Annotated in this window: 10 protein-coding genes; all 10 read left to right on the top strand. The window is 54.6% G+C overall.

What is annotated here, in order from left to right; translation table 11 throughout:
• The first annotated feature begins 34 nt into the window (after positions 1-34).
• The 10 genes from BN2373_RS00895 (at position 35) to BN2373_RS00845 (ending at position 13,668) form a co-directional block, all read left to right on the top strand.
• Positions 35-1,177: a THUMP domain-containing class I SAM-dependent RNA methyltransferase gene (locus tag BN2373_RS00895; protein ID WP_053942421.1), complete on the top strand. Its 1,143-nt coding sequence runs from the start codon at positions 35-37 to the stop codon at positions 1,175-1,177.
• Between the two features lie 84 nt (positions 1,178-1,261).
• Positions 1,262-2,359 (top strand): PP2C family protein-serine/threonine phosphatase, encoded by a 1,098-nt coding sequence (locus BN2373_RS00890; protein ID WP_053942311.1) that lies wholly within the window; start codon positions 1,262-1,264, stop codon positions 2,357-2,359.
• A gap of 72 nt (positions 2,360-2,431) precedes the next feature.
• Entirely contained in the window at positions 2,432-3,712 is a 1,281-nt protein-coding gene (locus tag BN2373_RS00885) for a glucose-6-phosphate isomerase (protein ID WP_053942310.1), read from the top strand.
• Positions 3,713-3,722: 10 nt separating this feature from the next.
• Entirely contained in the window at positions 3,723-4,376 is a 654-nt protein-coding gene (deoC, locus tag BN2373_RS00880; protein ID WP_053942420.1) for a deoxyribose-phosphate aldolase, read from the top strand.
• Positions 4,373-5,113 carry an NAD-dependent protein deacylase gene (locus tag BN2373_RS00875; RefSeq protein WP_053942309.1) on the top strand — a complete coding sequence of 247 codons (741 nt, stop codon included), beginning with the start codon at positions 4,373-4,375 and terminating at the stop codon, positions 5,111-5,113. The genes deoC and BN2373_RS00875 overlap by 4 nt, the downstream gene beginning before the upstream one ends.
• Positions 5,114-5,167: 54 nt before the next feature.
• Positions 5,168-5,566: a zinc ribbon domain-containing protein gene (locus BN2373_RS00870; RefSeq protein ID WP_053942308.1), complete on the top strand. Its 399-nt coding sequence runs from the start codon at positions 5,168-5,170 to the stop codon at positions 5,564-5,566.
• A 58-nt stretch (positions 5,567-5,624) separates the two neighbouring features.
• Entirely contained in the window at positions 5,625-9,092 is a 3,468-nt protein-coding gene (locus BN2373_RS00865; protein ID WP_053942307.1) for a DNA polymerase III subunit alpha, read from the top strand.
• Positions 9,093-9,176: 84 nt separating this feature from the next.
• Positions 9,177-10,136 carry a 6-phosphofructokinase gene (pfkA, locus tag BN2373_RS00860; protein ID WP_053942306.1) on the top strand — a complete coding sequence of 320 codons (960 nt, stop codon included), beginning with the start codon at positions 9,177-9,179 and terminating at the stop codon, positions 10,134-10,136.
• 59 nt (positions 10,137-10,195) lie between these two features.
• A complete protein-coding gene (gene pyk / locus BN2373_RS00855) occupies positions 10,196-11,956 on the top strand; it encodes a pyruvate kinase (RefSeq protein WP_053942305.1) in 1,761 nt (586 codons plus the stop codon).
• Between the two features lie 434 nt (positions 11,957-12,390).
• Entirely contained in the window at positions 12,391-13,668 is a 1,278-nt protein-coding gene (locus BN2373_RS00845; RefSeq protein ID WP_053942303.1) for an MFS transporter, read from the top strand.
• The last annotated feature ends 34 nt before the right edge of the window (positions 13,669-13,702 follow it).

Raw genomic sequence — 13,702 nt, 5'->3', positions numbered from 1 at the left:
GATTAATGAATGGGACGGAAGGAAAGGAGAGGGGATGAAAGACCGGTGGACCATCCACGCCACGGCAGCATTCGGCCTGGAGGCTGTGGTAAAGAAAGAATGCGAGGATTTGGGATTTGAGGAGGTCCGGGTCGAGGAGGGTCATGTTCTCTTTGAGGGAGGTCCCCGGGAGATTGCCCTGGCCAATATTGCCTTGACTGTGGCGGACCGGGTGGAAGTGGAGGTCGTTCGTTTTTCCTGCCGGGACTTTGACAGCCTCTTTGACCGGATTTGGTGGCTTCCCTGGGCAGAAATCCTCCCCGAAAATGCCCGCTTTCCGGTCTCAGCCCATACGGTCAAGTCCAAATTGGCTTCACCCTCTGATATTCAATCCATTGCCAAGAAAGCTATCGTGGAAAAGCTCAGGGAAAGCTATCATCGAGAAATCTTCACCGAAGACGGTTGTCTCTTTCCTGTGGAAATCCGGATTCGTAAAGACCTCTGCCAGGTCCTTCTGGATACGACGGGGGAGGGGCTTTTCAAGCGGGGCTACCGGAAGGAAAAGGGGCCGGCCCCTCTGAAAGAAACCCTGGCGGCCGGTCTGGTCAAGCTCTCCTACTGGACCCCGGACCGTCCTCTTTTTGACCCCTTCTGTGGCTCCGGAACAATATTGATTGAAGCAGCCCGGATGGCCCGGAAGATTGACCCCGGTCTCGACCGGGACTTTCTTGCCATGGCTTGGCCCTGGGTGGGCCCTGGTGTCTTTAAGGAAGTTCGGCGGGACCGGATGGGTCGGATCGATTTGGAGGTGAAGTTGGACCTAATGGGCTTTGACATCGACGAAAACGTCATCTTAAAGGCGGTCAAGAATGCCAACCTGGCCGGAGTCAGGGAAGACATCACCTTTGTTCCGAAGAAAATGGAAGAGGCTCGGCTTCAGGAAAATTTCGGCATCATCATCACCAACCCGCCCTACGGCAAGCGGTTGGAAGAAGCCGGGGAGGTGGAGACCCTTCTCCGGACCTACGCCGGGACCCATGGCCAACTTCGGACCTGGTCCCACTTCATTATCACCCCCTCCAAGGATCTGGAGGAGTGGATGGGAAGGGAAGCCGACCGGAGGCGGAAGCTTTTTAATGGAGGTCTGGAAACGACCTACTACCAGTTCCATGGGCCGGATCCCGGTCTCTTTCGCTAGACAAGTGGCCTTCAATAAGTTGACTGATCTATGGTAGAATAAAAGCTGTATTGAAAAGTTAAGATGTCAGGGAGGAGGGCCTCCATGGGGAAAAATCCGGAAAAAAACCTCATTCATTCGGTTATGGCGGAAGAGAATCCCGCCTTTAGCTGGCTTGATGCTATGGAAGATGCCATTCGAGTTGTCAACCGCAAGTTAGAGATCGTCTATGAAAATCGGTCTATGGTTTCCAGGCTGGTCCGAGCTCCTCATCTGAAAAAATCCTTTCCCCTGGTGAATGCCAAGAGGGTATTTCGGGATGGTCAGGCTTATCGGACGGAACTTTGCATTGGTCCAACCGTCTATTCCCTTACCTGCTCTCCCGTAATCGAGGGGGGGCAGGTCATTCAAGTGGTCCAGGTTTTTCGGGACATCACTCGTCAATCCCAATTTACCACTCAGCTTTTCGGCGACCAGCTTCGCATTTCCCGAGAGATGAACTTTGCCCGTTCCCTTCAGGAGGACATGTTGCCTTCACTGACGGCTTATGGCCCCCTTCGCTTTAATTCCCGCTACTACCCCAACAACGAGCTTTCCGGCGACTTTTTCGACCTGGTCCCCTTGGGCCAGGGCAAGATCGCTCTTTATATTTCCGATGTGGTCGGGCATGGAATCTCCGCCTCCATCTTGACCATGTTCGTGCGCCAGGCCATGCGGTCCATTCTAAAAGAAGAAAAGATCCGCCAGCCCGGCAAGGTATTGGATTCACTCAGGAGTCGATTTACAGAAATTTCCATTTCCGATGACCAGTATTTCACCATCTTTTATGCCTTATTTGATACACAAAACCATACCATGACCTATGCGAATGCCGGTCACAATGCCTTCCCCCTTTTGAAAAGGCAGGAAAAGGTGGAGGAAATCCGGGCCAGAGGAATGTTCATTTCCCCACTTTTTGACCAACATCGTTACCAACAGCACCGGCTGGTTTATCGGACCAACGACCGCTTCCTCTTTTATACGGACGGAGCAACCGAGACCATGAACGAGGCCGGTGAGCCCTTTGGCACTGACCGCCTAATGGATTTGGTTCGGAACTCAGGACTTTTTATGCTGGATACTATTGCTCAAACCATCACTGATTTCCGGTCAGGAAATCAAAAGGATGATATTGCCCTCCTTCAGGTGGATTGCCTGGATTGAGGGAATGAATTTCTACCATGAAGAGGCCGGGGGGCAGGCCGCCGGCCCGACCGAAAAAACCAAGGAGGCCCCATGAAGATTGATTTTTCAAATGCAGGATTCGACCGGGAGTGTCAAGAAAAAAAAGACCGGGCTCTGAATGCTCTCCGTACCCTGGTTACGGGAAAAGGGGAGGGGTCCGATTTTACCGGATGGATTAAACTTCCCCAAGATTATGACAAAGACGAATACCGGCGGATCAAGGAAGCCGCCAAGAAGATCCAGGGCCACTCCCAGGTCCTGGTGGTCATTGGAATCGGCGGATCCTACTTGGGAGCCCGAGCCGTTATCGAGGCCTTTTCACCCATCTATGAAAAGGGCAAGGTCCAGGTGGTTTATGCCGGCAACCATATGTCAACGGAAGTCACCGCCCAGCTTTTGGACTATTTGCAAGATAAGGACTTCTCCATCAACGTCATCTCCAAGTCCGGAACGACGACTGAACCCGGTTTGGCCTTCCGTCTCTTCCGGGACCTCCTGGAAGAAAAAGTGGGGAAGGAAGGGCTGAAAGACCGGATTTTCGTTACCACTGACCGGGCAAGAGGAGCCCTGAAAAACCTGGCCGACCGGAGTGGCTATGAAGAATTTGTCGTTCCGGATGATGTGGGTGGGCGTTTCACCGTCCTCACCGCGGTCGGCCTCTTGCCCATCGCTGTAGCCGGCATCGACATCGATGCCCTTATGGCCGGTGCCCAAAAAGGGATGGACCTTTACCTGAATGAAGACTTTGATAAGAACCCTGCTCTCCAATACGCCGCTATGCGGAATGTCATGGTCGACCAGGGCAAGTTCATGGAAATCCTGGTGGGCTATGAACCCTTCCTCAAGTATTTCCAGGAATGGTGGAAACAACTTTATGGAGAATCGGAGGGTAAGGACGGCAAGGGCCTATTCCCGGCTTCTGTCATGAACACGACTGACCTCCATTCCCTGGGCCAGTGGATCCAGGAAGGTCCCCGGATTCATTTTGAAACCGTCCTCTGGATCAAGAAGGCAGGGAAAGAAGTTCTGATTCCTTCTGACGACGATAATGATGATAAACTCAACTACCTGGCCGGCCGCGACCTCCACGAGATCAACCGCAATGCCATGCTGGGCACCCTCCAGGCCCATGTGGATGGTCAGGTACCCAATATTTACCTGGAGCTGGAGGAATGGACACCGGAGGTCATGGGCCAGCTGATTTACTTCTTTGAAGTGGCTGTTGGGGTTTCGGGCTATATGCTGGGGGTTAACCCCTTTAACCAGCCTGGTGTGGAATTTTACAAGGCCAATATGTTCAAGCTCCTGGGAAAGCCCGGCTATGAAAACTAAGGCTAGCAATATGGACCTGGCCAAGGCCATCGACCACACTCTCCTCAAGCCGGATGCCGACGACGGGGCCATCGACCGCCTCTGCCGGGAAGCTCTGGAATACGGCTTCCGGTCCTGCTGCGTCAACTCTGCCAACGTCGCCCGGGTCCATGACCGGCTTAAGGGGTCGGACGTCCTGACCTGCTCCGTGGTGGGCTTTCCCCTGGGGGCCATGTCCACCCCGGCCAAGGTCTTTGAGACCCGCCAGGCCATTCAAGACGGGGCGGATGAGATCGACATGGTCATCAACATCGGCAAAGTCAAGTCGGGAGACATGGCCTATGTGGAGGGGGAAATCCGGGCCTTGAAGGAGGCCTGCGGGAACAAGACCCTCAAGGTCATCATGGAGACCTGCCTTCTTACGGATCCGGAAAAAGTAGAGGTCTGCCGGGCGGCTCTCCGGGCCGGGGCGGATTTTGTCAAGACCTCAACCGGATTCTCCACAGGCGGAGCCCGGATCGAGGATGTCCGACTCATGAAAGAAACCGTGGGCGACAGGGCCAAGGTCAAAGCTTCCGGTGGGATCCATAGCCGAGAAGAGGCTCTGGCCATGATTGAGGCCGGAGCAGACCGGATCGGGGCTTCCGCCGGCATCGCCATCGTTTCAAAGGAGGATCCCTCATGAAAGGAAAAGAATCCACGATTGAAGAAGTCAAGGCGATTATTGATCAAGCCCAAAACATCGTGTTTTTTGGTGGGGCAGGGGTTTCTACGGCCTCCGGAATCCCGGACTTCCGTTCCCCCAATGGCCTCTACCATCAAAAAACCAACCGCCCCTACCCACCGGAATATTATTTTTCCCATGAATTTTGCATGGATGACCCGGACGGCTTTGCCGACTTCACCCGGGAATGCTACCGATCCTATCAGGTTCCCCCTTCGGGAGCCCACCTCCAGCTGGCCAAGTGGGAGAAGGAAGGGAAGCTTTCAGCGGTGATCACTCAAAATATAGATGGTCTCCATCAAAGAGCCGGATCCCGTAAGGTCTATGAGGTCCACGGAAATATGCACGACATCTACTGCCCCCACTGCGGTCATCAGGTTCCCACAGAGGATTTTATGGCAGGAAAGGGTCGTTATCCCTGCCCACGCTGTGGCCATGATGTTCGGGCGGCGGTGACTCTGTACGGAGAGGCCCTTCCCCAAGTGGCCTTCAGTCAAGCCATCGAAGCCATCGCTTCCTGCGACACCTTTATTGTCGGAGGAACCTCCCTGGTGGTCTATCCGGCGGCCGGGCTCCTCAATTATTATCGGGGAGACCGGATGATTCTCATCAACCGGGAAGCCACTCCGGCTGACCATCGGGCGGACTACGTCCTCCACGGCGATATTGCGGAAATCCTGCCTGCTATAGGCAATTAATCCCATACTATCCCCTTGAAAAAGTGGGATGTAAGGAAGAGAGAAGGAATTACATTGAAGGAAAAATTGCAACAATGGATGGCGGGACGCTATATCGGCGACCCCCTCAACCAATTCATCACCGGCTTTGCCATCGTCCTCATCCTCTTGAATATCCTCATTTTCAAGAGTCAGGCCCTATCCGGTTTATCTTTAGCTCTGGCTTTTTATGCCTTTTACCGGTCCCTTTCCCGGGATATTGACAAGCGGTCGCGGGAAAATGCCGCTTTTCTCCGGAAGACTATGGGCCTCCGCAAGGGGGTGACCCGCTACCGTCGCCGGCTTTTCGGCGAGGGGGGCTACCGCTATTTTGCCTGCCCTTCCTGTGGCAAGGAACTCCGGGTGCCCAAGGGGAAGGGGAAGGTCAAGGTTCGCTGCCCCCACTGCAAGCATGAAATGGAAAAAAGAACCTGAATGAGATGACATGAACTAACGGGGCCTCAGGAAGGCCCCTTTTTGAGAGGAGGAAGGAATGGGAAAGTTTGTCCACTTACACTTGCATACCCCCTATTCCTTGCTGGATGGCTTTTGCAAGATTGACGACCTAATGGATCTCTGCCTGGACCAGGGCATGGATTCGGTTGCCATCACCGACCACGGCAATATGTTCGGAGCCATCCAGTTTTATGAGGCGGCCAAAAAACGAGGGATCAACCCCATCATCGGCTGCGAAGTCTATGTAGCGGAGAACCAGGAGGACTTTTCCACCCGGGACCGTTACCACTTGGTTCTTCTTGCCGAAAATAATGAAGGCTACCATAACCTCATCAAAATCGTCTCTTCAGGCTATATCAAGGGCTACCACCATGGCAGGCCCCACGTAGATAAGGCTATCCTTCGTGCCCACGCCCAGGGACTGATTGCCCTCTCCGCCTGTATTCAGGGGGAGTGTGCCCAAAGGGCTCTGGATTCTTCCTATGAAAAGGCGGTGGAAACGGCTCAGGAATACCGGGAAATCTTCGGCAAGAATAATTTCTTCCTGGAAATCCAGGACCATGGAATCCGGGAAGAAGCTCTCATCGCCCGGACTTTTGCCAAGATCTCCCGGGAGACGGGGATCCCTTTGGTGGCAACCAACGACTGCCACTACCTCCGGCGGGAGGATGCCCGGGCCCATGATGCCCTCCTCTGCATTCAGACGGGGAAGACCCTGTCCCAGACCGACCGGATGAAGTTCCCCTCGGATGACTTTTACGTCAAATCTTATGAGGAAATGGGGGACCTCTTCGATGACTACGAAGGAGCTCTGGAAAATACCCAAAAGATCGCCGACCGCTGCCGGGTGGAGATTATCTTCCACCAGCTCCACCTGCCCCACTTTGACATCCCCACCGGGGAAACCAATGTCGCCCACTTTGAGCGTCTGGTTATGGAGGGGATTGAGGACCGCTACGCGCGGGGGCCGGCGGAAAGGCAGGCTCGCTACGAAGAGGCCAGGACCCGGGCTCGCCACGAGATAGATGTCATCGAATCCATGGGCTATGTGGACTACTTCCTCATTGTTCGAGACTTTGTTGCTCATGCCAAGTCCCACGGAATTGCAGTGGGTCCGGGCAGGGGGTCGGCTGCAGGCTCCATCGTTTCCTATGCCCTCACCATTACCAACATTGACCCCCTCAAATATGACCTCCTCTTTGAACGCTTCCTCAACCCTGACCGGGTCTCCATGCCGGACATCGACATCGACTTCGACTACGTCCGCCGGGATGAAGTGATCGATTATGTCAAAGAAAAATATGGGGAAGACCATGTCGCCCAGATCGTCACCTTCGGGACCATGGCGGCCAAGAACGCCATCCGGGACGTGGGCCGGGTCATGGACATCCCCCTGTCCCGGGTGGACCGGGTGGCCAAGGCCGTCCCTGACACCCTGAAAATCACCCTTAATGAAGCTATACAAGAGGATCCTGACTTCAAGAAGATCTACCAGGAGGATCCTGAAAGCCACCGGCTCATCGATCTGGCCCGGGAATTGGAGGGAACCCCCCGCCACACCTCCACTCATGCAGCCGGCGTCCTTATCGCCGGGGAGGCGGTCGACCACTTCGTCCCCCTCTCCCGGTCCAAGGACCAGGTGACCACCCAGTACAACATGACTGAGCTGGAGAAGCTGGGTCTTCTGAAAATGGACTTCCTGGGTCTCCGGAACCTGACTGTCATTCGGGACACCCTGGAGATGGTGGAAAACTCAACCGGGGAGGTCATCGACATCGACGCCATTGACCTCCAGGACCCTGAAGTCCTCAAGGACTTTGCCCGGGCTCAGACCATCGGAATCTTCCAATTTGAATCCACCGGGATGCGGAACTTCCTCCGGGAACTTCGGCCCGACCGCTTCGAGGACCTGGTGGCGGCCAACGCGCTCTTTCGTCCGGGGCCCATGGACAACATCCCCCAGTATGTGGCTGCCCGCCACGACCCCGCCAAGGTTCACTACCTCCACCCCAAGCTGGAACCCATCCTCAAGTCGACCTATGGGGTCATCGTCTACCAGGAGCAGGTCATGCAGGTGGTCCAGCAGCTGGCCGGCTACTCCCTGGGCGGGGCCGACAACCTCCGCCGAGCCATGTCCAAGAAAAAGATGGCCGTCATGGAGGACAACCGGAAGACCTTCATCTATGGGAACCTGGATGGAGAGGGAGCAACCCTGGCAGAAGGGGACCTTGTCCCCGGCTGCGTCCGCCAGGGGATCCCGGCCGACATCGCCAACCAAATCTACGACCAGATGATCGAGTTCGCCAAGTACGCCTTCAACAAGTCCCACTCCGTGGCCTACGCCTATGTGGCCATGCAGACCGCCCACCTCAAGTACTACCATCCCACGGAATATATGGTGGCTCTTTTAACCTCCGTCATGGGGGATTATGATAAAATGGCCCTCTACCTCCGAGAAAGCCAGCGGATGGGGATCGAGATCCTGGGCCCCAACGTCAACTATTCCATGGGCCACTTTACAGCCGAGAAAGGAAAGATCCGCTTCGGCCTCCTGGCCATCAAAGGCGTAGGCAAGGCTTTAGTAGATGCTACGGTTGCCGGGCGGAACCTGGACGGACGGACCTACACCGACCTGGACGACTATCTCCGGCGGGTCCTGACCGTGGATAAGAATGCCATGAACCGGAAGGCTGTCGAGGGTCTGATCAAGGCCGGGGCCATGGATGACTTCGGCCGCCACCGGTCCCAACTCATGGTGGACCTGGAAACGACCCTGGATGCTGTGGTTGGTTCCCGCCGGCGGAACCTGGCCGGCCAGGTTTCCCTCTTTGAGGACATGGACCTGGCACCGGCCGAGGAAGAACAGATTAGGGAATATGCGAAAGATCAGCTTTTGGGGTATGAAAAAAAAGTATTGGGCATTTACTTAACCGACCACCCCCTTTCCCCCTACAAAGATAGTTTTGCTCCCCATGTGACCTTTTCCATGGAAGAAGTCCTCCAGGAAGACCGGGTTCAGAGTTTGGACGGCCGTTTTGTCAAGATGGCCGGCATCCTTCGGGGCCGGCGGGACCTGGTGACCAAGAAGGGGGAGAAGATGTGCTTTGTCCAGTTCGAAGACTTCTTCGGCACCATGGAAGGGGTGGTTTTCCCCCGGATATTCCGAAAGACGCAGGATCTCCTGGTGACGGATGCCCCCCTGCTTTTTGTAGGCCGTCTCCAATATCAGAATGACAAGATCCAACTTATTGTGGACGATATGTATCCGCCGGAGGGCTTGACCAGGAGTCGGGTCTTCCTCAAGATGGATTCTCAGGACAAGGTCCTCTACCAGCGGGTGAAAGTGGCCCTGGTTGCCCACCCTGGCCGCCTTCCCGTCATGATCTACTTTTCCGACCGGGGACAGGCGGTGGCCATGGATCCTAAGTTTTCGGTCGATGGGAGTGAAGACCTGGTTCAGACCCTTCAGAAAATCCTGGGTTCTGACAGAGTGGTGGTTCAGTAGGAGAGGGGAACTTTTCCAAGAAACCGGCAGACACGATGAGCGAAATAAATAGAAGAAAAGAGATAAGGAAAACAAGGAGGACAAATGCGCACCATTGCCATGCTAACCTCTGGAGGAGATGCTCCAGGAATGAATGCCTGCATCCGGTCCATTGCCCGGACTGCCCTAAACAAGGGAATCCGGGTCAAGGGGATCCGCTTCGGTTATGAGGGTCTTATGCGGGGAGATATTTATGAGATGAATGTTTCCTCGGTAGCGGATATTATTCAAAAGGGGGGGACCATCCTGGGTTCCGCCCGGTCTGAAGAATTCACGAAACCGGAAGGCCAGGCAAAGGCAAGAAACATCCTCAAAAGCTTCGGCATCGACGGCCTGATCGTCATGGGGGGTGATGGGTCCATGAAAGGGGCAGAAGCCCTCTCCAAGTTGGGTATTATGACGGCAGGCGTTCCCTGCACCATCGACAACGACTTGGGCTACACCGACTTTACCATCGGCTTCCACACGGCAGTGGAGACCGTTATCGAATCCATCGGAAAGCTTCGCGATACTTCCGCTTCCCACGCCCGGGCCGTTATTGTCCAGGTGATGGGTCGCCATTGCGGGGACATCGCTCTCTACGCCGGCTTGGGAGGCGGGGCTGAGTCTGTCATTGTCCCGGAACATGACTTTGACATTCAGATGATTACTGACCGCATCATCCGGGGCAAGCTCCGGGGGAAACGCCACCACATCATTGTCCTGGCTGAAGGAGTGGGGGAGCCATATGAAATGGGGAAGACCATCAAGGAAATCACCGGAGTGGATACCCGGATCACCATCCTGGGTCACGTTCAACGCGGAGGATCTCCTTCCTTCACCGATGCCAAGCTGGCTTGCATTATGGGTAGCGAGGCAGTCCAGGCCCTTGTGGACGGGGAGACGGCGGTTGCCATCGGTTCCCATGGCCAGGATATTTTCCGCATGCCCATCTCGGAGGCTGTTCGTGTCCCCCATGTTTTCAATGAATCGGTTTATGAGCTCACCGGTATGCTGTCCAGCTGATGCCGGAAGGCCTTGCTGTTTTTTATCATCAAGAGTTTGTTAGAGAGAAAGGAGCCCTAATGAAAAATACCAAAGTCGTTTGTACGATTGGTCCCGCCTCAGAATCTCCGGACGTCCTTCGGGCCCTCATTAATGAGGGGATGAATGTCGCCCGGCTTAACTTTTCTCATGGAACCCATGAAGAGCACCGTCGAAAAATCGAAACGGTTAAAAAACTTCGTCAGGAAATGAAAGTCCCCGTGGCCATTGCTCTGGATACCAAGGGACCGGAGATCCGTTTGGGCACCTTTAAGGACCACCGGCCTGTCAACCTCGAACAGGGGGATAGAATTACCCTGACCACTCGAAGAGTGGAAGGGACGAGAGAAGAAATTTCCATTACATATGAGGGCTTGCCTAAAGACGTTAAACCGGGATCCCGGATTTTGGTGGATGATGGTCTGGTCGAACTTCAAGTCCAGTCTGTGGAAGAGGGGACGGACATTCACTGTGTTGCCCAGAACTATGGGGCAATTTCTGACCATAAGGGGGTCAATGTTCCCGGAACCAACGTCAAGCTACCTGCCATCACTGAACAGGATAAGTCAGACATTCTTTTCGGCATTGAAGCCGGAGTAGACATGATTTTTGCTTCTTTTATTCGTTCTCCGGAGGATGTCATCGAAATCCGACGACTCCTGGAAGATAATGGTGGCTCAGGGATCCAGATTCTTGCCAAGATTGAGAGTGCCCAAGGGGTGGATAATCTGGAGGAGATTCTTCATTCCTGCGACGGGATTATGGTGGCTCGCGGCGACCTGGGTGTGGAAATTCCCACCCAGGACGTCCCGATTGTCCAAAAAAAGATCATCCGGATGGCGAACAATGCCGGCAAGCCCGTCATCACCGCCACTCAGATGCTGGACTCCATGTCTCGGAACCCTCGACCCACCCGGGCTGAGGTCAACGATGTGGCCAACGCCATCCTGGATGGATCCGATGCTATCATGCTTTCCGGGGAAACCGCTGCCGGCAAGTACCCTGTGGAATCCGTCCGCCAGATGCGGCAGATCGCCGAGACAGTGGAGAAGTCCCCGGACTTCCTCAACTCCATTTCCGACCGGTCCTCCTGGGTCTCACCCAACACCTCTTCGGCCATTGCCCGGTCCACCGTCATGATCGCCCAACAGATCGTCTGCCAGGCCATTGTCGCAGCGACCTCTTCCGGTTTTACCGCCCGCCAAATCTCCAAGTATCGCCCCATCATCCCCATCATTGCAGTGACTCCGGACATCCAAACCTACCACCAGCTTTCCCTGGTGTGGGGGGTTACTCCCATGACGGCTCCCAATTCTCCGGAAACGGATGAGCTGGTCGACCAATCCATCTATGCCGCTCTCAAGACCCACCTGGTCAAAGAAGGCGACCAAATCATTCTCACCGCCGGCATCCCCTCCGGCTTCGGGTCTGAAACCAATATGATCAAGGTCCACACCATCGGCAACATCCTGGTCATGGGCCAGGGGATAGGCAAGAAATCCGTTGTCGGCAAGGCCGTCCTCGGCTCGACCGCCAAGGATCTGGAAGGTCGCTTCCAGGAAGGAGACATCCTGGTCGCCCGCTTCACCGGAGCCGACCTCATCCCCTACATCAACCAGGCGGCCGCCGTCATCGTGGAAGAGGGAGGCCTCACCTCCCACGCCGCCATCGTTGGACTCCACTATGGCAAACCCACCATCATCGGAGCCCACAACGCCAGCCGGTCCATCCAGGAAGGCGAAACCATCACTGTGGACGCCGCCACAGGGATCGTCTATAAAGGCGAATCAACCGTATTCTAAAAAGACACCCCCGCCCGCGCTTAGGCAAATTCCTTCGGAATTTGCATGCGCTTGGACGGGGGTGCCTTTTTATTTGGGGTGTGGGGGAGAGGAGGCAGTGTGGAGTCAGGGGGCTGCAGGCGCAGTGCGGGTCCTGTGGGTCCTTTGGATCCTGTGGAGCCCCCTCATTTGGCAGAATCGGCGGAGAGGGCGGCCATCATTAGCCCCCTCAATTGGCGGAATCTGGGAACAGGGGGATTCACACCTTCCCCTAGTCTGCTAAAATCGGAGAAAAAGGGGCTGCTGGCCAGAGGTAGCCAAGGAAGTTGCAAAAATCTACAACCACTGGTTGATTTTCACAACGAAAAGGCTTCTTCAAACAACCACCAGGCCCTATGGACAGTCTTTTTTCCATGCTATACTTCTTGCATATCAATGAAGCAAGGAGACCCACCATGAGACAATTATTCTCGAACAAGTTATTCATGGCCCTGACCCTATCGGACCTCATCTCCAATTTCGGCGATTCGCTTTTCTATTTGGTCATGATGCGGTATGTCTTGGATATTCCCCAAACGACCCTGGTCATGTCCATCATCACCTTGACGGAGATGGTCCCCATGATCACCAACATGGTCAGTGGAGATCGGGCAGATCAAACCGACAACAAGCTGAGGGCCATTCTCTTCACTCAATTTTTACGGGTGGCCCTCTACCTGGGCGTCTTCTATTTGATGTCCTTCCCTGTCGCTTTTTGGGTGGCCATGGTGGTGGCGGCCATCAACCTTGTTTCTGACCTGGCCGGTCAGTTTGAATCGGCCCTCTTCATCCCCATTTCCCTTCGAGTCTTATCCAAGGAGGAAAGGGAGGGAGCAAGCGGTTTTCGTCAGGCTCTTTTTTCCGGCTCTCAAGTCATTTTCTTAACTTCAGGGTCACTTTTTCTAAGCTTTTTCACCTACAGCCAGATTGCCCTGATCAATTCGGGGACTTTTTTTCTATCCGCCCTCATTATCTTGGGCATCCTACCCCAACTCAGCAAACTCCTGATCGACAACCCCCTTCCCGCTCCCCAGAAAAGCGAGGATGGAGCAAGCAACTTTTTCAAACGAGTCAAGGCCTCCTTTGAAGAATTCCGATCCCTGCCCAACGTCATGAACCTCTTAATCATTATCGCTTTAATCAACGGAATTTTAGCCGGTCTCAACAACTTCATCGTGATCACCATGAAGGAAAAAGAGGGTTTTCTCATCGGATCCGCCACCCAAACCCTGGCCCTCTTTCCCATCCTGATGATGGCGGGACAAATGCTGGGGTCCATCCTGGCCATGAACCTCTTTAAGCGGCTCTCTATTTACCAGGAAGTCCTCTGGGCCTCCTTTGCCGGTGTCCTCATTTATATTTTCCTCCTTATGGGGTCAGTCTATGGCACTTTTGCCTCCATCTTTTTGATCTCCTTAGCTTCCGGGGCTGTTGGTCCCAAATTCTATGCCTATATCATGAACCACGTGAAGGAAGAGCGGATCGCCCTCACCATGACCTCCCTTCAAACCGTGGTGACTTCCGGAGTTGTGGTCATTGGCTCCCTGACGGCGGTCCTCATGAACCTCCTTCCCCTCGTTTACCTCCTGACGATCTTCCTCCTGGCCATGGTGGTATTGACTGTATACGTAGTAATTCGGATGCGGTCCATGCCTCAGAGCTCCTTGAACGAAGTGGAATACCAGGGGAAATAGAGGATATGGTCCGAATAATTCACTGTCTTTCTAT

Source organism: Kallipyga gabonensis, assembly GCF_001286805.1.
GTDB classification, from domain to species: domain Bacteria; phylum Bacillota; class Clostridia; order Tissierellales; family Peptoniphilaceae; genus Kallipyga; species Kallipyga gabonensis.
This window is presented reverse-complemented; position numbering and strand designations above follow the sequence as displayed.